Consider the following 23,545-nt stretch of genomic DNA (forward strand, 5'->3'; position numbering starts at 1 on the left):
CCGGCCGCTGGGGTGCCTCCCTCCTCCCCGGCGCTCCAGCGGCCCCCTTGCAGGATCCTGTCCGATGAAGCTCTATTATTGCCCCTGGGCATGCAGCCTTGCCGCCCACATCATCCTCCACGAAGCGGGTGAACCGTTCGACAGCGAAAGCGTCGACCTCAAGACCAAGATCACCGCGAGCGGCGCCGATTTCAACGCGATCACGCCCAAAAGCTATGTGCCCGCGCTGCGGCTCGACGATCAGGAGCTGGTGACCGAGAATATCGCTGTGCTCGATTATCTCGCGCAGATCTATCCCGGTTTCGGCGTGCCCGGTGCGCTGGGCCGGACACGGCTGCTTGAGGCGCTCGCCTATATTTCGACCGAGATCCACAAGAGCTTCAAGCCCTTCTGGCATCAGGGAAATGACACCCAGAAGGCGGCTGCCAGCGCCTATATCACGGCGCGGCTGCGCTATCTCGGCGAGACGATGAAGGGCGCCTATCTGTTCGGCGATGCGCCGAGTGCTGCCGACTTCTATGTCTTCGTCATGACGAAATGGGCCGAGCGCTTCGGCGTCGAGCTGCCAGCCGAAATTGCCGCCCTGCGCGACCGACTGGCGGCGCGGCCCGCAGTGGCGGCAACGCTCGCCGCCGAGGGACTGGCCTGATAGGGGCCGCGAGGACGGCGTGTCGGACAGCGGCTCTTCGGGCGGCGGCACCGGGACGCGACGGGGCATGCCGTCGGCGCGGATGGAAGCGCTGACCGACGGCGTGGTCGCGATCGTGATCACGGTGATGGTCATCGAACTGCGCGTTCCCGGCGACGGGTGGGCCGGCGTCGCCGCGAGCATGCCGCTGCTCCTCGTCTATGCGCTGAGCTTCGTCAACGTCGGCCTCTTCTGGAACAACCATCACCACCTGCTGCAGGCGACGGGGCGCATCGACGGCCGGGTGCTCTGGGCCAATCTCTTCCACCTCTTCTGGCTCAGCCTCATTCCCTATACGATCCGCTGGCTCGACGAGAGCGGCTTTGCCGCGCTCGCGGTGGCGGCTTATGGCATCGTCCTCGGCATGGCGTCGATCGGCTACGAACTTCTCGTCCGCGCGATCATCGCCTCGCATCCCGCCAATGCCGCGATCGCCCGCGCGGTCGGCCGCGATATCAAGGGCCGCGTCAGCGTCGCGTCCTATGCGGTCGCGGCGGCGCTAGCCTTGGTGCATCCCGGGATCGCGCTTGCGATCTACCTGTCTATCATCCTGCTGTGGTTCGTGCCCGACCGCCGGATGGAGCGCATTTTGCGCGACTGACCGCGCGGTCGCTCCGGCTTGGTACAGTCGCCTCGACCAATCTTGCGCCTGCCGCGCGCGCGGCGTCCGGCTATTTTGATGGCATCTTCCGGCGCGAGCGATGGACCCTGCGATGAGTTTTCCCTGGGCGAAAAATTACGAACCCAAGCATCCGCTCATGCGGTGGCTCGACGAGAAGCTGCCGCTCCCGCGCTTCGTCTACAACGCGACCGGCGGCGGTTATCCGGTGCCGCGCAATCTCAATTTCTTCTGGAACTTCGGCGTTCTCAACGGGATGGCGCTGGTGATCCAGATCGTCACCGGGCTGGTGCTCGCGATGCACTACGCCGCCAACAGCGGCATCGCGTTCAACTCGGTCGAGCATATCATGCGCGACGTCAACGCGGGTTGGCTGATCCGCTACATCCATATGAACGGCGCATCGCTGTTCTTCACGTCGGTCTACATCCACATGTTTCGGGGGCTCTATTACGGATCATACAAGGCGCCGCGTGAAATGGCTTGGCTCATGGGGCTCGTTATCCTCCTCCTGCTGATGGCGACGGCGTTCATGGGTTATGTCCTGCCATGGGGCCAGATGAGCTTCTGGGGCGCCAAGGTCATCACCGGGCTATTCAGCGCGATTCCGCTTGTCGGCGAGCCGATCCAGACCTGGCTCCTGGGTGGCTATGCGCCCGACAATGCCACGCTCAACCGCTTCTTCGCGCTGCATTATCTGCTGCCCTTCGTGATTGCCGCGGTGGTCGTGCTCCATATCTGGGCGATTCATATTCCGGGATCGAACAACCCGACCGGGGTCGACGTCAAGGGTCCGCAGGATACGGTGCCCTTCCATCCTTTCTATACCGCCAAGGACGGCTTCAGCGTCGCGCTGGTATTGACGCTGTTCGCCGCGCTCGTCCTCTTCTTCCCCAATGCGCTCGGCCATCCCGACAATTATGTCCCGGCCAATCCGCTTTCGACGCCCGCGCATATCGTGCCCGAATGGTATTTCTGGCCCTTCTACGCGATCCTGCGCGCCTTCACGGTGGATCTCATCCTCCCGGCAAAGCTGCTCGGGGTGCTGGCGATGTTCACCTCGATCTTGCTGCTCTTCTTCCTGCCGTGGCTCGATACCTCGCCGGTGCGCTCGGGCAATTATCGCCCGCTGTTCCGGAAATTATTCTGGTTGGGTCTCCTGCCCTGCGTGTTCGTCCTCGGCTATTGCGGCGGCGCGCCCGCCGAGCAGCCCTATGTCGTGATCTCGCAGATCGCCGCCATCTATTATTTCGCGCATTTCCTGATCATCCTGCCGATCATCGCGAGAATCGAGAAGCCGCTGCCGCTGCCGACCTCGATCACCGCATCGGTGCTTGGCGTTGCGGGTGAGCACGCCGTCGATGTTACCGCACAGGGCGGGGAATGACCTGATTTCCGGAGACTGCAACAATGCCCACCCGTCCGTTCGACTTCCTCAATGCCGCGGGCGAGCGCCTTTCGGGCCGTCTCGAACTTCCCGTCGGACCGGCGCGCGCCTGGGCGCTGTTTGCGCATTGCTTCACCTGCGGGAAGGACAATATCGCTGCCGTGCGTATCTCGCGCCGTCTCGCGGGCGCCGGCGTCGGTGTGCTGCGCTTCGATTTTACCGGGCTCGGGCGCAGCGAAGGCGATTTTGCCGACACGAGCTTCAGCCTCAATATCGCGGACCTCGTGGCCGCCGCCGACGCGATGGCCGCGGCCGGCATGCCGGTGCTGCTGCTTGTCGGCCATAGTCTCGGCGGCGCCGCAGTCATGGCGGCGGCGGGATCGCTGCCGGATGTCCGGGCGGTTGCAACGATCGCGGCGCCGTTCGATGTCGCGCATGTGCTGGCCCAGCTCGACCCCGACGCACTGGCGCGGATCGAGGCCGACGGAGAGGGCGTGGTGGCGATCGCCGACCGGCCGTTTCGCGTCGGCCGAAAGCTGATTGACGATTTGCGGCAGCAGGAACAGGGTGCCCGCATCGCCGCATTGAGGCGCCCGCTGTTGCTGCTCCATTCCCCGACCGACGCGGTGGTCGGCATCGACAATGTGACGAGCATCTATCTTGCCGCCCGCCATCCCAAGAGTTTCGTGTCGCTCGAAGGCGCCGACCATCTGCTGACCAATGGCGACGATGCTGCCTTCGCGGCCGACATGATCGCCGCCTGGGCCGGGCGCTACCTGCCGCCGCCGCTACCGACGGCGACCGGGCCGTTCGATGCCGAAGCCGAAGAGACGGGGCTCGGCAAGTTCCAGCTCGCGATGCGCGCTGGCAAAGCGGCGTTTATCGCCGACGAGCCCGAGAGCGTCGGCGGATTGGGATCGGGACCGACGCCCTTCAACCTGTTGTCCGCCGCGCTGGCGGCGTGCACGACAATGACGCTGCGGCTTTACGCGACGCGCAAGGGCTGGCCGGTCACGCGTATCAGCACCGGTGTGCGCCACCACAAGGAGACCGGCGCGACGCTTCCCGACGTGTTTTCACGGCGCATCGAGATCGAAGGCGCGCTCGACGAAGCGCAGCGCGCCGAGCTGGCCCGTATCGCCGATCGTTGCCCGGTCCACCGCACGCTCGAGACCGGCGCGCGCTTCGAGCCGACCGAAGCGGGCTGGGCGGTGACGTCGCAGCGCGAAGACTGATCAGGAGCAGACCATGAAAATCACCGTCATCGGCGGGACGGGACTCGTCGGCCGCCAACTCGTCGAACGCTTGCGCCAACAGGGTCATGACGTGGTCGTCGCGGCGCGCTCGACCGGCGTCGACATCGTGACCGGCGAAGGGCTTGCGGACGCGATCGAAGGCGCGGGGATCGTGATCGATACCTCGAACTCGGGTTATGCGCGCGCCGACGACATGGCGCATTTCTTTGCAGACGCCGGTCGGCGGCTGCTACGCGCCGAGCGCGAAGCGGGTGTGGCCCATCATGTCGTCTTGTCGGCAATCGGTACGAACCGGCTCCACGGCGGTTACTTCGTCGCCAAGAAAGCACAGGAGGAACTGGTGCGGGATTCGGGACTGGGCTTCACCATCGTCCGTTCGACCCCTTTCTTCGAATTCATCTACAAGATCGTCGATGCCGGCGGCGAGGGCGACGGCGTTCGCATTCCGCCGGTCCAAATGCAGCCGGTCGCTTCCGCCAGCGTCGCCGCCGCGCTCGCAGATATCGCCCTCGAGCCGCCGGCCGGCGGCGTTGTCGAGGTCGTCGGCCCCGATCGCCGCATGCTTCCCGATCTGGCGCTCGAAATCCTGACCGCCAACGAGGATCCGCGCCGGGTTATCGTCGATTCCGAAGCGCTCTATTTTGGGGCGCGCTTCGAGGGCGAGCCGCTGGTCGGCGGCGAGCGCCCGCGCATGGCGCCGCTCGATTTCGAGAGCTGGCTTCGCGCGTGGATCGCCTCGGCATGACCGAAAGGCGCCGGTTCGCCGGGCGTCTAGCCTTTCGACGCGATTCTCTTCGCGGTTGAGCATCGCCCGCTCGCCTGGCGGCGATGGTCGGCTCAGCCTGCAATAATCTCCGCATATCCGGGGTGATCGCGGAAGAAGCTCTGCAGGAAGGCGCAGCGCAGGATCGCCTTGCGGTCGGACTGGCGGATCAGGTCGAAGGCGCCCGCCGCGAGCTGGGTGCCGATGCCGAGTCCGGAAAATTCGGACGGCACGTCGGTGTGAAAGAGGACCAACCGGCCTTCCTCGTCGAGCCGGTAATAGATTCCAGCCGTGCTGCCGTCGGGCAGGTCGAGCTCGAAGCGATGTTCTTCGACATTCTCGAAGACGTTGATGTCCATGGCAAATTCTCCTTCAGCGCTATCGCAAAAAGACTAGGCGCTCCGGCGTCCGCCGACAGGCCCAAGCATTGCCGAAGTCGCTGTACCGTCGCAGCCCGAGCGATCCTTTCAGGCGGCGCGGGCGGGGAGGGGCACCGCCGCGGGGCAGTCGATGAGGCGAGCAAGCGCCTCGCAGGCCTTGGCGGCGATCGGCTCGCGCATGTTGGTGATACCGAGCACGAGGCCCGGACGCGCCTTGCCGGGGTCGGCGCTCCACAGCGATAGCGGCGCGGGGGCAATGCCGAGCGCTGGCGCTTGGGCGGCGAGCGCGACGTCGTCGGTGCCTGCGGGAAGCGGCATGATCGCCGCAAGCCCCCCATTCTGGTCGAGAAGGATGGCGTTACCCAGATATCGTGCAAGCATGTCGCGGCGCTCGCGATAAAGTGCTTTCATATGCCGCATGTGGCGCAGGAAATGGCCGTCGCCGAGAAAGTCGGCGAGCGCGAGCTGGGTCGCGGGATTGGGCGCGGGATTGAGATGCGCGGCCACCTCCGCGAACTGCGCCGCGAGCGCGATGGGTGCGACCAAATAGCCGAGCCCGAGCGCGCCGCTAATCGTCATGTCGAAACTGCCGATATGGATGACGCGACCGGCGGGATCGTTCGCCGCAATCGCCGGAGGCGCGCGGCCATCGAGGAGCAACTCACTGGCCTGGTCATGTTCGACGATCCAGCCCCCTTTGCGCTCGGCCCAGGCAAGCAGCGCCGCGCGCCGCTCGGCCGACAATGCTGCGCCGCCGGGGCCTTGCAGACCCGAGGTGACGATCGCCAGCGCCGCATCCGGGGCAGCGTGAATGGCGCGATCGACCCGCAGACCCTGCGCATCGACCGGAACCGGCATGGTATCGACGCCGGCAAGGCGCAGCGCCTTACGTGTCACGGGACAGCCCGGATCTTCGACCCAGGCGCGGCGCCCGGCCATGCCGAGCGTGCTCAGCGCTAGGCCGAGGCCGCCCCGATAGCCGCTGGTCAATATGATCTGGTCGGGCAGGCACCGGATGCCGCGGGTGATCGCCAGCTGCGCGGCAATCTGGGCCCGCAACTCGGGCGTCCCGCGCGGATCGGAGGCGGTGACGGGCGCGATGGCGTTGGCGCGCACGGCGCGGGTGCGAAGCCGGGCCCAGAGTTTGGCGGGAAACGCATCCTGCGCCGGCACCCCGATCTGGAAGGGCAGCGGTCGCAAGCCGAATTCGCGCCCGGCGTCCTGGAGCGGGCAGGCGATCTCGACCGTGCGGACCGCGACCGGGCGCGGCGCCGGCCGATCGGCGACCCGGGTACCGGCAGCTCCGGCGGAAAAGACCAGCATTTCGTCGATCAGCGTCTCGTAAGCCGCCTTGACCGTTCCCCGCGAGACCCCCAGCTGGGTCGCCATGTCGAGCCACGACGGCAGCCGTGCACCGGGGCGGAGCCGCCCCTCGACGATCGCGCTGCGCAACGCGGAAGCGATCTGCTGGGTGAGCGGCACGGCGCGCGATCGATCGATAGCGAGGCCGGCTGCTGCCGGATTCCATGGTATAGTCATCGCTCAACCTCATGGTGCTGGTAAGACCGGGTGATGCCCAAAAACTAGGGTTCGCCCGCCAGCGCTGTCGAGCCGGGGGGGACCTATGCGATGGTTGGGGGTCGGCTGCCTTCGGGACTAGGCCCGGTTGAGCGCAGACGAAGCGCGAGCGGTCCGCTTGGTACAATCGCTTCGGCGCCACTCGCGTCTGCCGACGCGAATTCGGCCCCTTTAGACTTGTGCGCACCGGGACCGCCCAAGGTCCGCCGCAAGGGGTTAGCCAGATGCCGGAGATCGATGCGCTGAAAAGCGCCAGCCGCGAGAAGCTGCTGCACGCGCTCTACGAAGCCGCCGAGCTCGAACAGAATCTGATGTGCACCTATCTCTACGCCGCCTTCAGTCTGAGGGACGGCGAAGCCGAAGGGCTGAGCGGCGCGGAAGCGGAGGCGGTGGAACGCTGGCGCCGGGTCATTCTCGACGTGGCGATCGACGAGATGAGCCATCTCGTCGCGGTGTGGAATATCACGGCAGCGCTCGGCGGCGCGCCGCGGTTCGGGCGCACCAACTTCCCGCTCGCGCCCGGATATCTGCCTGCCGGCATTTCGGTAAAGCTCGCGCCGTTCGGCGCGGCCGTGCTGCAGCACTTCATTTTCCTCGAGCGGCCCGAAGGGTCGGGTGAGGCCGATGGCGATGGCTTCGCGACGTTGAACGGGTCGACACGGACCCCGATCGCGCCGCGGCTGACGCCGGCGGCGTTTGATTATGCGACGATCGGATCCTTCTATCAGGCGATCGAGTCCGGCCTCCGCGCTTTGGTCGCCGAGCGCGGCGAAGAGGCGGTTTTCTGCGGCGATCCCGCGTTGCAGCTGTCGCCCGACGAAACCACGCTCGCGGGCGCCACTCCCATCTCATCGCTTGACGCGGCGCTGGCCGCGCTTGCCGAAATCGTCGTCGAGGGCGAAGGCGCACCCAGCGACCGCGCCAACTCGCACTTCCAGCGATTTCTCGGCGTGCGCGAAGAACTCCGGGCCTTCACGGCCGAAAACCCGAGCTTTGCCCCGGCGCATCCCGCCGCGGTCAACCCGGTGCTGCGCAAGCCGCCCGAGGCCGCAGGGCGCGTCTGGCTCGAGGACGCCGACGCGGTCGCGGCGGTCGATCTCGCCAATGCGATCTACGCTCTTTCACTGCGCCTGCTTGCCGGCGCCTATGGGCTCGTTAGTCCGTCTTCCGACAAGTCACTCTACGTCGGCTGCGCGATCGGGCTGATGCATGCGCTCGGGGCGATCGCCGAACGCGCCGCCCGGCTTCCTGCCGGACCGTCGAATCCGCACTGCCATGCCGGCGTCTCGTTCACGGCGCTGCGCGAGGCCGCCGCACTGCCCCAGGGTGTGAGCGCGCGGCAGATCTATGTCGAGCGGATGGACGAACTGAGCGCGGTCGCCGCCGCTCTCGATCCGGCCGACCCGCGCTGTGCACACGCGGCCCGGATTCTCGAAAAGCAGGCCGACCGGCTCCGCACTGCGCCGGGTCCGGTGCGCGCAGCGAATGAACCCGCTTCGCGCCCGTCCGATCAGGCCGCCTCAAGCGCGGGACCGGTGCAGACTGACGCGCAGGACCCCGCCGATGGCCGCGAGGTGACGGTCTATTTCGATGGCACGCGCTGCATCCACGCCCGCGTCTGCGTGACGCAGGCGCCTGCAACCTTCCTGGCCAATGTCGAGGGACCATGGATCGTCGCCGACGCCACCGATGCCGAGCAGCTCTGCGGCGTCATTCGCCAATGCCCGTCGGGCGCCTTGTCCTACGCGCGGCGCGGCGGTGCTGCGGAGCCGGTGCCGCCCGTCAATCTCGTCACGCTGCGCGAAAATGGTCCTTATACCGTGCGCGCCGATCTACAGCTGGCCGGTGAAAAGATCGGCGTTCGCGCGACACTGTGCCGCTGCGGCGCGTCGAAAAACAAACCCTATTGCGACAAATCGCACGATCATGTCGGCTTCGTCGCGACGGGCGAGCCGCCGAGTATCGATACGCGCAAGCTCGCAGACCGCGGCGGCGTGCTGGCGATCGAGCCCGAAGACGACGGCCCGCTGCATGTGACGGGCAATCTGGAAATCCTCAGTGGAACGGGACGAACAATCGCTTGCGTGCCCAAGGCGCGGCTCTGCCGATGCGGCGGCAGCGCCAACAAGCCTTTTTGCGATGGCACGCACCGCCGGATCGGTTTCCGGACATGAGCCTGTCGGGTTCAGGTCCGGTGCGGCGCCAGCGTCTCGGCGAGAAAATCGGTAAACACCCGCAGGCGCAGCGGCGCGAAGCGGCCGAACGCGTGCAGGGCCCGGACGGGGACCGGCGCGAGCGGCGCATGCGTCATGATTTCGACGAGCCGGCCGGCGGCAAGGTCGTCGGTCACCGCGATACGCAGAAGCTGCGCGATGCCGGCGCCGTTCAAGGCCGCGATCCGCATCGCCTGCCCCGAGTCGGTGTCGAAGACCCCCTCGGGCAGGAGGCGGGTGCCATCGGCGAAGCGGATCGGATAGGCCTGCGCGCGCAGACGGTAGCGAATGTGGGCGGTGGCGCCCAGTTCCTCTTGGGTGGCAGGCGTGCCGGCGCGCGCGAGATAGGCCGGCGCCGCGACGAGCACGAGCGGCAAGTCTCCGAGCGGGCGCGTGATCCAGTCGCTGTCCTCGACCGGCCCGGCGCGGAGCGCCACATCATAGCCTTCGCGGACCAGATCGACATGACGGTCGGTGATGCTGATTTCGAGACGGATATCGGGAAAACGCGGCAGGAAATCGCGCGTGAGCGCGTCGACGAGCGCTGGGCCGAGGATGCCGGGGAGGCTGACCCGCAGCGTGCCGCGCGCCTGTCCGGTCTCGGCGAGCGCCTCGTCGGCGTCGTCGAGCGCGCGCAGCAGCGGCGCAACCCGTTCGTAATAGGCCGTGCCGTCGAGCGTCAGCGCGAGCGAGCGCGTCGAGCGGAGGAACAGTTTGACGCCGAGCCGCTGTTCGAGACGCTCGACGCTCTTCGAAACCGCAGACGGGGTAGTGCCGGCGCGGCGCGCCGCGGCGCTGAACGATCCGGCTTCGACCGTCCGGACGAAGGCCTGCAGGCCGGTGGCGTGTTCGGGTCCTACTGTCATTCGATAGCTTATGGCAAAGACGATGTGCCACCGTCCAATCTAATCTTCCATCATGGAATGCACATATCCGCCTCTCCCAGCAACGAAAGAGGTGGTTCATGACCAGTTTGAATGGAAAGATTGCCGTCATTACCGGCGGCAACAGCGGCATCGGCCTCGCGGCAGCGACGCTTTTTGCTCGCGAGGGCGCCGAAGTGGTGATTACCGGTCGACGTCAGGACGCGCTCGACGCCGCGGCGCATACGATCGGACCGAGGGCGACAATCGTCCAGGGCGACGTCGCCGATCCCGCGCATCACGAACGGGTGGCGGCCGTCGTCGCGGACCGATTCGGCGGCGCCGACATCTATATGGCGAACGCCGGCTTCAACACCATCACCGCGTCGCACGCGGTGTCCGAAGATGAATATGACGGGCAATTCGGGATCAACGCGCGCGGCACTTTTTTTGGCGTGCAGAAGATTGCGCCGCTCCTGCGGGATGGGGGTTCGATCATTCTCGTGGGCTCGCTCGCGAGCGACAAGGTTCTCGACGGCCATGCCGTCTATGCCGGCACCAAGGCCGCGATCGGCGCCTTTGCCCGCAGCTGGGCGCTCGAATTCAAGTCGCGGCGGATTCGGGTCAACATGCTCAGTCCCGGGCCGACCGAGACGGCCATCCTCGAGAAGCTCGGCGTTCCCGCCGCGGAGCGGGCGTCGTTCATCGACATGATGGCGGGCGCCATCCCGCTCGGGCGCCTCGGCCAGCCCGAAGAACTGGCGCGCGCCGCGCTTTTCCTCGCGTCGGACGCGAGCAGCTTCGTCACCGGCATCAACTTGCGCGTCGATGGCGGCATGGCGCTGCTCTGATTTTCCCGATCTTCGCTTCGAACAGAAAGACAGAAAAATGAACATTCCTCCCATCGACCCCGCGATCGAAACCTTGATCCACGACGTCGTTCACGACGGCAGTGCTTATGACATCGAGAGCATGGAAACGCATTATGCCGCCGATCAGAGCTTCCTGATCCTCGGTTCCGACGGTCATGTGACGCGCGTCGCGCGCGACGACTCGATCGCCGAGTTCCGAGCCCGCCGCGATGGCGGTGAACCGCCACTCTCGACCGAGCACCGCGTGCTGCACGTCGAGCAGCAGGGCGATCACGCGACGGCGATCCTGTTTCGCCGCATGAGCCCCGAGGCGCCCCCGGCCATGTACGAGCTGCGGCTCCGCAAGGACGGCGATCGCTGGATGGTCGCGGGTGAAACCGTGACGCCCTGGCCCGGCGGCATCGACGGCAACTTCCTTCCGCCCCGCCAAAACGCGGGCTGAGAAGCCGGCGCGGTCCGCGCGTCCAGGCTGCCCGCCCGCGATTGGGGGCAGCCTGGAGGCAGGGGCTGCGGCCAAATCCGACGCCAACGAACAACGAAGAAAGACCAGAATATGAAGCCTTATTTTCTCCCCCTCTCGCTTGGCCTCGCATCGCTCTGTGCGATCGCGACGCCGGCTTCCGCGCAAACCTTCGAGGGTCCCTATGTCGGGGCACAGGCGGGCTGGAGCCAGAACAAGCTCGGCACTGTCGAAACCGACGGCGGCGCCGCCCGGATCGATGACTCGCGCGACGCCGCGACCGCCGGCATCTTCTTCGGCTATAATATCCAGCCGGCCAACCGCATCGTGCTCTCGGCCGAAGGCGCGGTCAATTTCGGGTTCGACGACGGCGTCAGCCGTTCGCAGAGGGATGCAAACGCGCGCATCAATCCCGAATATGGTTTCGATCTCGGCGTTCGCGCCGGCTATCTGGTAACCGACAACACGCTCGTTTATGCGCGCGGCGGTTATGAAAATATCCGTGCCTCGGTGCGGCTGCGCAACATTCAGGGCGCCTATAGCGACAAGGACAATTTCGACGGCTGGTCGGTGGGTGGCGGTGTCGAACGCGCCGTGACTGACCGGATCTCGGCGCGCGTCGAATATCGCTACAGCGACCTTGGCGGCAGCGGGACGAAGTTCGAGCGCCATCAGGCGCTGTTCGGCATTGCTTATCACTTCTGATCGCCCTTGGAGCCCGCTGCGCCCGGCGTCGGAGATGATCCGGCGCCGGGCGAGGTGGGCGCCGCGTCGCTTGTCTCAGCAAACATGGAGTAGTATAGTCGAAGTTATGGCTCATCTCACCGCCAGCGTCGAATATGGTCTCCATTGCCTGCTAACGCTTGTCGACGCGGGTCCGGCGCCGCGCAGCGGCAAGGACCTCGCGCTGTTCCAGGGCATATCCCCGACGTTCGTCGCCAAGATTCTCGCGAAGCTGGAGAAGGCGGGAATCGTTCGAGCGGCCGAAGGCGTGCGCGGTGGTTATCTGCTCGCCCGGGCGCCCGACACCATCAGTGTCCTCGCGATCGTCGACGCGATTGAGGGACGCAAGCCGCTCTTCGAATGCCAGGAAATCCGCGCCCGCTGCCCGCTGTTCGGCGCGGAGCCGCCTGTGTGGGCGAGCCGCGGGGTCTGTTCGATCCACGCGGTGATGCTCAAGGCCGAGAAGGCCATGCGCGATGCCTTGGCGAGCGAAACGCTTGCCGATATTGCCGGGCAGGTGGACCGCAAGGCGCCGGTCGAATTCGGCGCCGAAACGAAGACATGGTTCGACCAGCGGATCGCGGCGCGCCTGCCGCGGCGTCCCGCCCCTTCGAAAGCGCTCGCGACATGATCAGCACCCTCGCCGAAGAAGATCCCCCGCTCGTCCTCGTCGTCGACGATGACGAGGATGTGCGCACCGCGATCGGAGAACTCATGCTCTCGGTCGGGATCGAGGCGGTCTGTTACGGATCGACGCGCGAGCTGATCGAGTCGCCGGTACTCGATCGCGCGGGTTGCCTTGTGCTCGACGTCCGCATGCCCGGATCGAGCGGCCTCGATCTTCAGCAGCATCTTGCGACCGCGGGGATTGCGAAACCGATCGTCTTCCTCACCGGGCATGGCGACATTCCGATGACCGTCCAGGCGATGAAAGCGGGTGCGGTCGATTTTCTGACCAAGCCGGTGCGCGATCAGACCTTGCTCGACGCCGTCACCGCGGGTCTCGAACGCGATATCGCCGAGCGGGCGAGCGCCGAGGTCGTGCAGCAGCATGTCGAACGTTTTGCGACGCTGACGCCGCGCGAAAGCCAGGTCATGCGCGAGGTATCGATGGGCCGTCTCAACAAGCAGATCGCCTACGACCTTGGTATTACCGAGATTACGGTGAAGCTTCATCGCTCCAACGTGATGAAGAAGATGCAGGCTGCATCGGTCGGCGAATTGATCCGCGCCTGGGAAAAATTGCCGCAGGAACTGCGCGAAACCGCCGCAGCCTAGCCTTTGGTATGGTTATAATGACGGCCAAGCTGCGCGACATGGAGACCTCCGGCTTCGAGGGCCGTGTCAGAGAGGATCGAGCCGCTTGCCCGAGAATTATTGCATCGCGATCGTGGACGACGATGAAGCCATTCGCGACGCCCTGTCGGATCTTCTGATGGTGTCGGGATTCGCCTGCGTCGCCTATGATAGCGCGGCCGCCTTTCTGGCGGGCTCCGCCGCTCGTGATTTTGCATGCCTTGTAACCGATGTGCGGATGCCCGGCATGAGCGGGATCGAGCTGCTCGCGCATCTTCACGACACCGGCGCCTCGCTGCCGGTCGTTGTCCTGACGTCCGTTCTCGACGACACGACGCGCGCGCGGGCGCTGGCGCTTGGCGCGCATGCCTGGCTGACCAAGCCGGTCGCCGACGATCGGCTGCTCGCAGCGATCGGGTCGGCGATCGAAGCTGGCGCCCTTCCATGACGGCGCTGGTATCGCCCGCCGCTCCTGCGCCGGACGATCCCGGCTTCGCCGAATTGGCATCCGAAAGTGTCATCCTGTTCGATATGACGGGCCGGGTCCGGTACTGGAATCCGGCCGCGGAAATCCTGTTCGGCTGGCCGCCGCTGGCAATTGTCGGACGAACGCTCGCCCATCTTTCGCCGCCCGCGGACGCCGGCGGCGGCTGGCGGCAGCTCCTTCAGGAGGGGCGCTGGCAGGGCATTGTCCAGCGCCGCAGTCCGGCAGGCGCCTATGTCGGGGCAGCGGTGCGCCAGCATGTCCGGTATCATGATGACGGTACGCCGCGCGACATCGTCGAATATGGACAGGGCGTCTCCAATGGCAAGCGCCCCGGCTACCCCGACGACCAGGTCAACGACGCACGGCTTGCCGCGACATGGGAAGTCGACATTTCCGGCGCCTGGGACGCGATCGCTTCGGTCGCGGGGCAACACGAGGCGTTCGAGCCAGCCGCGCTGGACTCGCGGCTGCGCGCCGTAGTCCAGGCCGCCCGCATCGTCGAGGTCAATGATCGGACCGCGCGGCTCGTGGGCGGGAATCGTGGGCGCGGCCTGATGGTCGGTCAATCGGTCGCCGATTTCTGGCCGGTCGGCAGTCGCGCGACGCTGGGCGAGTTGATCGTCGAGGCCGCCTGCTGCGGGACCGACGACGCGGTGCACCGGCGCGCGCTCGCTTCGGACGGAATCCTGCGCGATCCGACGCTGAGCGTCTGGCGGACAGGCAGCGATGCGGAGCCCGACCGGCTCTTTGTAGCCGTCAATGGCGCGGCCGACGACGACCGCTCCTATCCCTATCTGCGCGCCAGCGAGGCCCGCTACCGCAAGCTCATTCATTTCATGCCGGTGGCGTTCTGGCAGGTCGATGCCAGCCGGATGGGCAAGATTTACGCCGAGCTGCGCGCGCGCGGCGTGACCGACTTCGAGCGCTATCTCGAGGAGCATCCCGAGCTTGTTGAACTGGCCGCGACGACTGTCCCGGTGACCGACGTCAATCGCAGCGCGATCCAGCTGATCGGGGGATCGAATGCTCAGGATCTGATCCAGCCCGTCGGCTACCTGTTCGCACAGAGCCTCGACTCGCTTCGGCGGGTGATGATCGGGCGATTCAGCGGGCGCCAGAATTATAGCGAGTTCATGAAGGTCCGCCGCCTTGATGGCCGCATCCTCGACGTGCGTTTTTCGGTGACCTATCCCGAACCGCTGCTTGAGCTCGATACGACCATCTTCAGCCTCGAAGACGTGACCGACCGATTGCGGATGGAATCGCAGCTGCGCCAGATCCAGGCCGACTTCAGCCACGCGGCCCGCATTTCGACGTTGGGCGAATTGACCAGTTCGATTGCGCACGAAGTGAACCAGCCGCTCGCGGCGATCATGACCAATGCCGAGACCAGCCTGCGCTGGCTGGCGCGGTCCGACATCGATCTCGAAAAAGTCCGGCAATTGACCGCACGCATAGCCGCGAGCGCCCGTAGGGCGGACGACATTGTCGGCCGGATTCGCGGCATGGCGGCGAAGCAGCCGCCCGAGCTCGTTGCGCTCAATCTGAACGAGGTTGTCCAGGAGAGCCTGCTGTTCGTCCGTCATGAGGTCGATACACGCGCGATCCGCGTCATGGCGAGCTACGCCCGCGGGCTCAAGCCGGTGACCGGCGACCGCATCCAGTTGCAGCAGGTGGTCGTGAACCTGCTGATCAATGCGATCCAGGCGGTCGAGGCGCGGGGTGAGACCGACCGCGAGATCGCCCTTGCTACCGGCGCCGATCCCGATGGCGTGATATGGTTCAGGCTGCGCGATACGGGGCCGGGTGTGGCACCCGAGCATCTCGGCCGGATATTCGAGGGCTTCTTCACGACCAAGGACGACGGCATGGGTATCGGTCTTGCCATCTGCCATTCGATCGTCGCCGCGCACGGCGGATCGATCACGGTCGAAAACCGGCCCGACGGCGGAGCGGAATTTCGGGTCTCGCTGCCCGGCGAAACCCGCGCGGCGCGCGGCGGTCAGGCTGCGGAACGCAAGGCCAGGACGAGCGCTCCGACCGCACCGTCGGACGACTGAATTTTCGCTCGATTGCCATGGGACGCAGGTTGGTCGTCGCTCGCGTCTTCCACCGCGGGGAGCCGCAGCTGAATGCTGGTTCCGCCGCCTGGCTCGCTGTCGATCGAAACATTGCCGGCGTGATCGTGCGCAAAGCGCTCGACCGTGGCGAGGCCCAGCCCGGTTCCCGCTTCGCGCGTCGTGAAAAAGGGCTCGAATGCGCGGGCGCGATCGTCTGCGCTCATTCCGGCGCCGCTGTCGGCGACCTCCAGTAGAACATGCCGGCGGTCACGATCGGTGCTCACCGCTACGACGATCAGTCCTCCATCGGCAATCGCTTGGTTGGAATTGCGCACCAGGTTGAGGAGAGCGCTTTCGAGCTGCTGGCGATTGCAGCCAAGCTGCGGCAAATCCGGCTGCAGATGAACCGAGAGTATGACGTCGGCGGCGATGCTCCATCGCAGCAGCGGTTCGATCGCGCGGATGCACTGTGCCGGGTCGAAAGCTGAGCGGTCGTCGGGCTGCGAACGCACAAAACCAAGCAGCGCCGTCACCATGGTCTCGACATGGCGGAGCGCGACGGCGGCGCCGGCAAGCGTCGGTCGCAGGTCTGCCGTATTGGCGACGAGATCATGGGCCTGCAGGATGTTGCCGGCGCTCGTCAGCGTCTGGACGCTGTTCGCGAGATCGTGTGCGAGGCCCGCGGTCATTAGTCCGACCGCCTCGAGTCGGCGCTGCTGATCTGCCCGTGCATCGATCGCCAAGTCCGTAGCTGACATCTGCCTTCCTTTCCCAAGCCGTTGCCCCAACGTGGCAGCGTTTCTCGTTGGGGGGCAGTCGCCTCAACGGCGGGGAGAGATCGTACCGAGGCAGGTCCGCGCCGGCTGCTGCGACGCACCGACCTATGCTTCGGTATGGGGTCGCCGACACCAAAGTTGCGGTCGGGGGATGCTTTGACTGGATAGGCGGCGAAGCGGCATCGCGGCATTGCGGTCCCACGGATTTCAATCGCTTCGACAGAAAAGGCAGGGACGGCTGCTATGGCAACGCTTCGCACCTTCATCGCCGCACGGCGCAAGACGGCCGGTGTGCTCCTTCTTCTCACCGCGCTCGGCGTCGGGGTCGCGGCCTGGCTTTGGGCCAGCGCCGGCGCGGCGGCTTCGACCGACAATGCCTATGTGCGCGGCGACATCACCTCGCTTGCGCCGAAGGTCGCGGGCTATGTGACCGCCGTCGAGGTCGCCGACAATCAGGCCGTGAAGGTCGGCGATATCCTCTTCCGAATCGACGATCGCGACTATCGCGCGAAGCTCGCGCAGGCCGATGCGAATGTCGAAGCGGCGCGCGCCCGGCTGGCGAATGTCGCGCAGGAGACCCTGCTCCAGCAAGCGTTGGTGCGGCAAGCCGATGCCCAGCGCCGTGCGGCGGTCGCCGATCTCGGACTTGCCAGAAAATCAAGCGCGCGGCGGCGCGATCTCATTGACGGCGGGGCGGTCAGTCAGGCGCAGGTCGACGAAAGCGATGCCGGACAGAGCCGGGCGGAGGCAGGGGCCGCCGCCTCGTCTGCGACCGTCGAGGCGCAGCGGCAAAAGATCGGCGTACTCGGCACGCAGCGCGAGGCGGCCATCGCGGCGGTCGCGCAGGCCGAGGCCGCGCGCGACCTAGCGCGGATCGATCTGGAGAACACCGTAGTGCGGGCGCCGATCGCCGGCGTCGTGGGAAATCGCCAGGTTCGGGTCGGGCGGCTCGTAGCGCCCGGCAGCGCGCTGCTCGATATCGTGCCCGTCGCCGCGCTCTATGTCGTTGCCAATTTCAAGGAAACCCAGCTCGAGCATATCCGCCCCGGCTTGCCGGCGCGGATCGAGGTCGATGGCTACCCCGGCGAGACCGTCGAGGGCGTCGTCGAGAGTCTTGCGCCGGGCAGCGGCTCCGCATTCAGCCTGATTCCCTCCGACAATGCGACCGGCAATTTCGTGCGGGTCGTCCAACGTGTGCCGGTGAAGATCCGTCTGCGCGGCAATCCGCTGCCGGGTCGGCTCGTTCCCGGCTTGTCGGCGCGGGTGGAGATCCGGCGCGGCAAAGAACCGTGACGGCGTTCGCCGTCCCAGGCGCTCGCGTCGAGACCGCGCTGTCGCGCGGCCTGTTACTCGTGGCTGTCATATTGGCGAGCCTCACCGAGGCGATCGCCAGCACGCTGCTGTCGCTTGGCCGCGCCGACATCATCGGCGATATCTATGCGACGCCCGACGAATTCGCGTGGCTCGACGGCGGCTACACCGCGTTCAAGCTGATCGGCTTTGCGTTGGCGCCCTGGCTGCTCACCCGCATTGAAGCGCGTCGCACCTTGCTCGGCGCAACCTTGGTCATGGGGGTCGCCTGCGCGCTCGGGGCGCTTGTCGTGCATCTCGATATCCTTATTTTTCTGCGCCTTGTGCAGGGACTTGCCGGCGCGATCCTGCTGGTCAGCGGCCAGGCGCTCCTGTTCTGGAGCTTTTCCGCGGCCCGCCAGCCGGCCGTGCAGGCGCTGTTCGCGATGGGAGCGGTGGTCGCGCCCGCGACACTCGCGCCGGTTCTGCAGGGATGGCTGATCGACACGCACGACTGGACCTGGATCCTGTTCGGGGTCTTCCCGGTAGCGCTCGCGGCAGCTGGTCTGTTGCTGCTGAGCGAAGCGCCGCCGCCACCGGCCGTACCGCATCGCGACCTCGACTTGGCGGGTCTCGCGGGTCTGGCGACCGCACTCTTCGCGGCAGCCTTTCTCCTCAGCCAGGGCAACCGTTGGGACTGGCTCGAGGCGAGCCGGATCAACTGGTCGATCGGTCTCGTCTTCCTGGGCGGGGTGCTGTTCGCCGTCCGCCAGCGCCGCGCTGCTGAGCCGCTGTTCGATCTCGCAGTATTCCGGACCGAGGATTTCGCCTTTGCCTTTGTCGTCAGTTTCGTCGCGGGCGCCGCGCTTTTCGGAAGCGCGTTCCTGATACCCGCCTTTGCGCTTTCGGTGCTGGGCTTTACGGCGACCGAGGCGGGGGCATTGCTGCTGCCGAGTGGAGCGCTTTTCGCCGCGACGCTGCTGCTCGCCGCCACGCTCATTCAAGCGCGCTGGATTTCCCCGCTTATGACGGTGCCCTTCGGTATCCTGACCGTGATGACGGCGATGTGGATGCTTTCGGGATCGTCGGGCGAAAGCGGTGCGCACGACATGATGCCGGCGATCCTGCTGCGCGGTTTCGGGCTTGGCTGCCTGTTTCTCTCGATCACCTTGATCGCGTTCAGCAAATTGCCTCCGGCGGCGCTCGCTTTCGGGATCGGCATCTTCAATATCGGGCGCCAACTCGGCGGACTGATCGGTGTCGCCGGGCTCCAGACGTTGATCGACCATCAGACGGTCGCGAACCAAGCGGTCCTCGGCGCCGCGATCAGCTCGGGCTCGACCGCAACGGGCGAGCGGCTGTCGGCGATCACCACGATGCTGGTCGCGAGGGGGATGGACGCTGCGCAGGCCACCAAAGCAGCCGGCGCGATGCTCGGACGCAGCGTGGCGGGGCAGAGCGCTGTGATCGCCTTCGACACAGCGTTCAACGCGGTCGCGCTCCTCTTTATCGTCGCTGCACCGGTCATCGTCGCCGTCAAGAAAGGCCTCGCCCGTTCGGCGGCGCGCCGCGGCGCAGCGGAATCGCACAAGGACAGGATATCATGACGACTTCCCACCGGCGCCGTGCGCACTTAGGCGCTGTGCTGCTTGCTTTCGCGCTCGGCGGATGCACCGTCGGTCCCGACTATCGACCGCCCGAAACCGCAATCAGCGAAAGCTGGCTCGCGCCCGTTGGAGCCGGTGAGGTGGACGCGGCGTGGTGGACCGCTTTCGGCGACCCGCTGCTTACCGAACTGGTCGAGGCCGCCCTCGCCGGCAACAAGGACCTTGAAGAAGCTGAAGCGCGGTTGCGCGAGGCCCGCGCCTTGCGCGATGCGGTGCAGGGCCGGGCTTTGCCGCAGGCAGGCGCTTCGGCGGTCGCGACGCAGAACCGCTTGAGCGAAAATGGCCAGCTTCCCGTCGGCAAGGTTCCCGGCCTTGGCCGCGACCTCGCGATCTTCGACGGGGGGTTCGACGCTTCGTGGGAGATCGATCTCTGGGGCGGGACGCGGCGCGCGATCGAAAGCGCCGAGGCACGCACCGGCGCGGTCGAGGAAGCACGCCGCGCGGTCGTCATTCAGGTTATCGCCGAAGTCGTGCGCGCCTATGTCGACTTGCGAACCGCGCAAAGCCTGCGCACCAATGCCGCGGCGGACGCGGCGGCGCAGGGCGAGGTGGCGCGGCTCGTCGGCGATCGGCTCCGCGTCGGGCTGGCGTCGCGCGCCGATCTCGCTCGCGCAAAGGCGCAGGCGCGCGGCAGCGCGGCGAGCGTGCCGCAATTTGGCGCCGATGCCGATGCCGCGGCGTTCCGGCTGGCGCTGCTCCTCGGGCAGCCGCCCGAAGCCTTCTACGCACGGCTGCGAGCGCCGGCTGCGCTGCCCTCGATCGATCGCGCCGTTGGTGCGGGGTTGCGCTCGGACCTCCTGCGTCGTCGTCCCGATATTCGGCGCGCCGAACGCGAACTGGCTGCGGCGACCGCCGACGTCGGCGTCGCGACCGCAGAATTGTTTCCGCGTTTCTCGCTTCTCGGCGGGGTCGGGTTTCAGGCGCGCGACGTCGGCGATCTGTTTTCGGGCGACAGCCTGCGCTTTCAGGTGGGGCCCTCGCTTCGCTGGCCGATTTTTTCGGGTGGACGCATCCGCGCCCAGATCCGCGCCGCAGACGCTCGCGCCGACGGCGCGCTTGTCCGCTACGAGCGCGCTGTCCTTGCCGCGCTTGCCGATAGCGAGACCGCAATCAACCGTTATGCGGCGGCAGGCGAGACACGCGCCGAGCGCGATGCAGCGCGCGCGGCGGCGGGTGAGGGGGTCGATCTGGTACGGCGGCGCTATCGCGCCGGTGAAGACGATCTGACCGCGCTTTTGCAAGCGCAACTCGCGAAGAGCGCGGCCGAGCGGCTCGAAATTCAGGCTCGTAGCGCGGAGTTGCAGCAGTTTGCGGCGCTGTACAAGGCGCTCGGCGGCGGATGGGAAGTCGCCGAAAATATGCCGAAACGCTGATCCATGGGCCTATACCTTGGCACAGATGCCGCCGCGTTCGCGTGGCGATATCCTCCCTTCACCGGGAAAGGGTCCTCAATGGTTCACATCGATACGCGCCGTTCCCTTGCTATCCTGCTCTGCGCTTCGCTGGCTGGACTGCTCATGGCCTTGCTCGGGGAAGCCGCTGGACTGCTCGCGCCGCTCACCGCGCTGTTCCTCGTGGCGCCCCGCTTGCGCCGCCCGCTCATGGGCGGCCTTGCCTTGTTGCTCGTCGCGGCGCTGTCCGCGCCGCTGCTCGGCGGTCCACGAGAAGTCTTGCTGTCCTGGGCGGCGCTTTTGATCGTGGCGCTGTGCATCGGTGCAATCTCGAGCCGCATGCCGATTGCCTTTGCCGAGCGTGAGGCCCCGCTCGATTCTGACGATCGCGAGCCGATTGCGCAGGCTCTCGACATCCACCCCGATGATGCCGCCGCGGTTGCGCAGGCAAAGGCGCGCGCCTTCTGGGGCGGCGTGCCGCAGGTGGTGAGTTATCGCCGGCGCCTTGCCGAAGGCGAGTGGCAATGGGCTGAGTTTCTCGCCGAGCCGCCGCGCGGCAGCCGTATCCGTGTCGATCCGATCGTGCATGCGCCGCATCAGGCCTGGACTGTCGCGGAGTCGCTTGGCGAGACGGTCGACGCCGTCCATGCCGCCAAGATATTGGAGTGCCTTTATGGCGCGGCATTCGCCTTCGACGCGAGCGGGCAGTTCACCTATGCCACCCCGATGGCGCAGACGTCGATCTCGATGACGCTCGAGGATCTCAACCGGCCGCTCGGAGACGACACTTTTGTCGACGGAGGGGATTTCGGATGGAAACTCGGTGTTCATCCCGACGACTATCCGGAAGCCGCGCGCGAACTTCGGCGGTGCCTGCGAACCGGCGATCACTATAATTACGAGTATCGCGTTCTGCGCGCGACGGGACTGTATGTCTGGCACCGTTTTGCCATCCGCCCTACGCGCGGGCCGGATGGCGCGATCACGGGTTGGTTCGGCACGGGTTTCGATATCGACGTGTTTCGTAAGACCGAGGAAGCGCTGCTCGAGAGCGAGCGGTCGCTACGCGAGTTGATCGAGACCGCCCCCGCGCTCATCTGGTGCATGACCCCCGAGGGCGAACCCGTCTATTTCAGCCGCCACTTGCGCGAGTTTTTCGGGTTCGATGTCGAAGACCGGGACCTTCCCGGCAAGACCCGCCTCGAGAGCGTCTTAGGCGCCGTCATCCATCCCGACGATCTCGACAAGGTCAATCGGCGCTTTGAACATTCGCTCCAGACCGGCGCTTCCTATGCGCTGACGCACCGGCAGCGGCGCTTCGACGGCGTCTATCGCTGGGTCGAGACGCGCATCGCCGCGATGCGCGGCGAGGATGGCGAGATTGTCCAGTGGAACGGCGTCTGCCTCGACATCGAGGAGCAGGTGCGCGCGCAGGAAGAGTTGCGGCAGGTACAGGAGAAGCTGGCCCGCGCGGCGCAGGCGGCGAGCCTTGCCGAGCTGTCGGCATCGATCGCCCACGAGGTCAACCAGCCGCTGGCGGCGATCATGACCAACGCGCAGGCATGCCGGCGATGGCTCGCTGCCGAGCCGCCGAACCTCGAGCGCGCGCGGGCGATCGTCGAACGGATCACGCACAGTGCCCAGTCGGCGGCCGACGTGGTGAGCCATGTCCGCGCGCTGTTCAGTCAGTCGTCCGAACCGCGGACAGTCAGCGCGATAGAGCTCCTTGTGAGCGAGGTCGTCGATCTTCTGTCAGAAGATGCGTCGCGCCGCAGCGTGCTGATCGAGATGGATGTAGCGAAGGACTTGTCGCCGGTCGCCATCGACCCGATCCAGATCCAGCAGGTGTTCGTCAATCTGCTGCGCAACGGGATGGAAGCGATGGAGGATGTGGCGGGCGACAAATGTCTCTCGCTATCCGTGCGACGCGCCGAGGATGGCATGTTGCGTATCGAGATTGCCGACAACGGGTCCGGCATCGACGACCCCGAGAACATGTTCGATCCCTTCTTCACCACGAAGGCGAACGGCATGGGAATGGGGCTGGCGATATGCCGGTCGATCGTCGAGGCGCACGGCGGCAAGCTCTGGGCGATGGCGAATGCGCCGACGGGCGCCCGGCTCATCTTCACTCTGCCGAGCGTACCGGCGGAAGTTTCAGCGGTAGCCGCCTCGTGAGGCGGGATCGCCGCGCGGCGATACTTGCCGTGGCCGCGCGGCATTTTTTGGGCGAGGGCTTTTCGGCCACCACCATGTCGTCGATCGCGGCGGACGCCGGCGGTTCGAAAGCCACGTTGTGGAAGTATTTCCCGTCGAAAGAAGTCTTGTTCGAAGCCTTCGTCGATGCGGCGACAGAGCGGCTGCACTGCGATGTCTTGGCCCAGCTCTCGGCGCCGGGCGAGCCGCTTGCCGTTCTCCAATCCTTCGTCATCTCATTGACCGATGTCCTGCGTTCGAACGACAGCCTCTCCCTGCAACGCGAGGTCGGGGCACAGGCGGTTCGTCTTCCCCGCGTGGCAGCCTTGCTTCGTCGTCGGCTCGTGGACAATCTTGAGGCGCCGCTATCGGAGTTTTTCGCGGCGCACATGGCTAGCGGCGCGCTGCGCGGCGACAATCCCGCCGAAGCCGCATGGATTACGCTCGCGCTGTGCCTTGGTTTCAATCATCGCCACCTCCTGGCGCGCGATGTTGTGAATGCCGATGAGGACGACGCAGACGGCGCCGACGGCGTGATGTCCATCCTGCGCCGTCTATACGGCCCCTGATAGCTTTATCA

At 66.3% G+C, this 23,545-nt stretch carries 22 protein-coding genes; 18 read left to right on the forward strand and 4 right to left on the reverse strand.

The annotated features are described in order from the left end of the window. Positions 1-64: 64 nt before the first annotated feature. From HDC29_RS17890 to HDC29_RS17910, 5 genes are all read left to right on the forward strand, one after another. Positions 65-649: a glutathione binding-like protein gene (locus HDC29_RS17890; RefSeq protein WP_179499656.1), complete on the forward strand. Its 585-nt coding sequence runs from the start codon at positions 65-67 to the stop codon at positions 647-649. Positions 650-668: 19 nt separating this feature from the next. Continuing rightward, the gene (locus tag HDC29_RS17895) at positions 669-1,289 is read left to right on the forward strand and encodes a TMEM175 family protein (protein WP_373562834.1); all 621 of its coding nucleotides are present in this window, start codon (positions 669-671) and stop codon (positions 1,287-1,289) included. 112 nt (positions 1,290-1,401) lie between these two features. Beyond that, positions 1,402-2,694, forward strand: coding sequence for a cytochrome b N-terminal domain-containing protein (locus HDC29_RS17900; RefSeq protein WP_179499657.1), 1,293 nt, complete (start codon positions 1,402-1,404; stop codon positions 2,692-2,694). Positions 2,695-2,717: 23 nt separating this feature from the next. Beyond that, positions 2,718-3,929, forward strand: a complete 1,212-nt coding sequence (locus tag HDC29_RS17905; protein WP_179499658.1) for a bifunctional alpha/beta hydrolase/OsmC family protein — start codon at positions 2,718-2,720, stop codon at positions 3,927-3,929. 13 nt (positions 3,930-3,942) lie between these two features. Next, complete coding sequence (locus HDC29_RS17910; protein ID WP_179499659.1) at positions 3,943-4,695, forward strand: SDR family oxidoreductase; 753 nt, start codon at positions 3,943-3,945, stop codon at positions 4,693-4,695. A gap of 92 nt (positions 4,696-4,787) precedes the next feature. Here the strand turns inward: HDC29_RS17910 and HDC29_RS17915 are convergent, their stop codons facing one another. Beyond that, the gene (locus HDC29_RS17915; RefSeq protein WP_179499660.1) at positions 4,788-5,072 is read right to left on the reverse strand and encodes a GNAT family N-acetyltransferase; all 285 of its coding nucleotides are present in this window, start codon (positions 5,070-5,072) and stop codon (positions 4,788-4,790) included. A gap of 108 nt (positions 5,073-5,180) precedes the next feature. Continuing rightward, a complete protein-coding gene (locus tag HDC29_RS17920) occupies positions 5,181-6,632 on the reverse strand; it encodes a PLP-dependent aminotransferase family protein (RefSeq protein WP_179499661.1) in 1,452 nt (483 codons plus the stop codon). Positions 6,633-6,895: 263 nt separating this feature from the next. On the opposite strand from HDC29_RS17920, the gene HDC29_RS17925 reads away from it, so the two are divergent. Beyond that, positions 6,896-8,845: a ferritin-like domain-containing protein gene (locus HDC29_RS17925; protein ID WP_179499662.1), complete on the forward strand. Its 1,950-nt coding sequence runs from the start codon at positions 6,896-6,898 to the stop codon at positions 8,843-8,845. Positions 8,846-8,856: 11 nt separating this feature from the next. On the opposite strand, the gene HDC29_RS17930 is transcribed toward HDC29_RS17925, so the two are convergent. Further along, positions 8,857-9,750 carry a LysR family transcriptional regulator gene (locus HDC29_RS17930; RefSeq protein WP_179499663.1) on the reverse strand — a complete coding sequence of 298 codons (894 nt, stop codon included), beginning with the start codon at positions 9,748-9,750 and terminating at the stop codon, positions 8,857-8,859. A gap of 98 nt (positions 9,751-9,848) precedes the next feature. On the opposite strand from HDC29_RS17930, the gene HDC29_RS17935 reads away from it, so the two are divergent. The 7 genes from HDC29_RS17935 to HDC29_RS17965 all read left to right on the forward strand — a co-directional run bounded on the left by HDC29_RS17935 (position 9,849) and on the right by HDC29_RS17965 (position 15,645). Further along, positions 9,849-10,598, forward strand: a complete 750-nt coding sequence (locus tag HDC29_RS17935; protein ID WP_179499664.1) for an SDR family NAD(P)-dependent oxidoreductase — start codon at positions 9,849-9,851, stop codon at positions 10,596-10,598. A gap of 37 nt (positions 10,599-10,635) precedes the next feature. Beyond that, positions 10,636-11,061 carry a hypothetical protein gene (locus tag HDC29_RS17940; RefSeq protein WP_179499665.1) on the forward strand — a complete coding sequence of 142 codons (426 nt, stop codon included), beginning with the start codon at positions 10,636-10,638 and terminating at the stop codon, positions 11,059-11,061. Positions 11,062-11,172: 111 nt separating this feature from the next. Then, positions 11,173-11,784, forward strand: coding sequence for an outer membrane protein (locus HDC29_RS17945; protein ID WP_179499666.1), 612 nt, complete (start codon positions 11,173-11,175; stop codon positions 11,782-11,784). 106 nt (positions 11,785-11,890) lie between these two features. After that, on the forward strand, positions 11,891-12,433 hold the full coding sequence (locus HDC29_RS17950) for an Rrf2 family transcriptional regulator (protein WP_179499667.1): 543 nt from the start codon (positions 11,891-11,893) through the stop codon (positions 12,431-12,433). After that, a complete protein-coding gene (locus tag HDC29_RS17955) occupies positions 12,430-13,080 on the forward strand; it encodes a response regulator transcription factor (RefSeq protein ID WP_179499668.1) in 651 nt (216 codons plus the stop codon). The genes HDC29_RS17950 and HDC29_RS17955 overlap by 4 nt, the downstream gene beginning before the upstream one ends. Positions 13,081-13,165: 85 nt before the next feature. Continuing rightward, positions 13,166-13,546 carry a response regulator transcription factor gene (locus HDC29_RS17960; RefSeq protein WP_218844753.1) on the forward strand — a complete coding sequence of 127 codons (381 nt, stop codon included), beginning with the start codon at positions 13,166-13,168 and terminating at the stop codon, positions 13,544-13,546. Further along, on the forward strand, positions 13,543-15,645 hold the full coding sequence (locus HDC29_RS17965; RefSeq protein ID WP_179499669.1) for an ATP-binding protein: 2,103 nt from the start codon (positions 13,543-13,545) through the stop codon (positions 15,643-15,645). Before HDC29_RS17960 ends, HDC29_RS17965 begins: the two co-directional genes overlap by 4 nt. On the opposite strand, the gene HDC29_RS17970 is transcribed toward HDC29_RS17965, so the two are convergent. Then, positions 15,588-16,403 (reverse strand): sensor histidine kinase, encoded by an 816-nt coding sequence (locus tag HDC29_RS17970; RefSeq protein ID WP_179499670.1) that lies wholly within the window; start codon positions 16,401-16,403, stop codon positions 15,588-15,590. The two genes, HDC29_RS17965 and HDC29_RS17970, sit on opposite strands and share 58 nt — an antisense overlap. 261 nt (positions 16,404-16,664) lie before the next feature. Between HDC29_RS17970 and HDC29_RS17975 the strand changes: the two genes are divergently transcribed. From HDC29_RS17975 to HDC29_RS18000, 5 genes are all read left to right on the forward strand, one after another. After that, positions 16,665-17,714, forward strand: a complete 1,050-nt coding sequence (locus HDC29_RS17975; RefSeq protein ID WP_179499671.1) for an HlyD family secretion protein — start codon at positions 16,665-16,667, stop codon at positions 17,712-17,714. Further along, entirely contained in the window at positions 17,711-19,318 is a 1,608-nt protein-coding gene (locus tag HDC29_RS17980) for an MFS transporter (protein WP_179499672.1), read from the forward strand. The genes HDC29_RS17975 and HDC29_RS17980 overlap by 4 nt, the downstream gene beginning before the upstream one ends. Then, complete coding sequence (locus HDC29_RS17985; RefSeq protein WP_179499673.1) at positions 19,315-20,751, forward strand: efflux transporter outer membrane subunit; 1,437 nt, start codon at positions 19,315-19,317, stop codon at positions 20,749-20,751. Before HDC29_RS17980 ends, HDC29_RS17985 begins: the two co-directional genes overlap by 4 nt. 78 nt (positions 20,752-20,829) lie before the next feature. Continuing rightward, positions 20,830-22,947, forward strand: a complete 2,118-nt coding sequence (locus HDC29_RS19325) for a PAS domain-containing protein (protein WP_257018371.1) — start codon at positions 20,830-20,832, stop codon at positions 22,945-22,947. Continuing rightward, entirely contained in the window at positions 22,944-23,534 is a 591-nt protein-coding gene (locus HDC29_RS18000; protein WP_373562835.1) for a TetR/AcrR family transcriptional regulator, read from the forward strand. The genes HDC29_RS19325 and HDC29_RS18000 overlap by 4 nt, the downstream gene beginning before the upstream one ends. The last annotated feature ends 11 nt before the right edge of the window (positions 23,535-23,545 follow it).

Origin of the sequence: Sphingopyxis sp. JAI108 (assembly GCF_013410105.1) — a bacterium.
GTDB lineage: Bacteria > Pseudomonadota > Alphaproteobacteria > Sphingomonadales > Sphingomonadaceae > Sphingopyxis > Sphingopyxis chilensis.